At 45.6% G+C, this 366-nt stretch carries 1 protein-coding gene; it reads left to right on the top strand.

What is annotated here, in order from left to right:
• Positions 1-366 (top strand): hypothetical protein (locus BTV99_RS13585; RefSeq protein ID WP_256713799.1); only part of this gene is annotated, 366 nt, incomplete at both ends.

Here is a 366-nt window from a genome sequence, read left to right as displayed (position 1 = left end):
ACTGATGAGGTACGGCAAGTACAAGAAGGTGTCATGCAGTATATGGCTATTAACCGCCAAGGTGGCGTGGTTGAAGGTAAGGATATTCCTGAGGATGCGGTCATCGAAAATGAACGATTTTTCGTTGAGCAAGGCACTGAGTATGTCGATATCGCTACTCTAAACGCTGAACGGAAAGGTCAGCTCAACGAAAGTGACATCATTAAAGAGCGCCACTTGCCAGCTGGCGCAAAAATTTACAACCCTAGCACCAAATCAAGTAGTAATAGCGACTCGAACCCTAGCAACGGTTTTGTCAAAGTCGGCAGTAAGTTTGTCAATGTAAACAACCTTCCTATCGATCTTGTGCGCTCCGTCAATCCCTTT

The organism is Psychrobacter sp. Rd 27.2, from assembly GCF_001921755.1.
GTDB classification, from domain to species: domain Bacteria; phylum Pseudomonadota; class Gammaproteobacteria; order Pseudomonadales; family Moraxellaceae; genus Psychrobacter; species Psychrobacter celer.
Note: the sequence above shows the minus strand (reverse complement) of the source record. Positions and strands in the feature narration are given on the sequence as shown.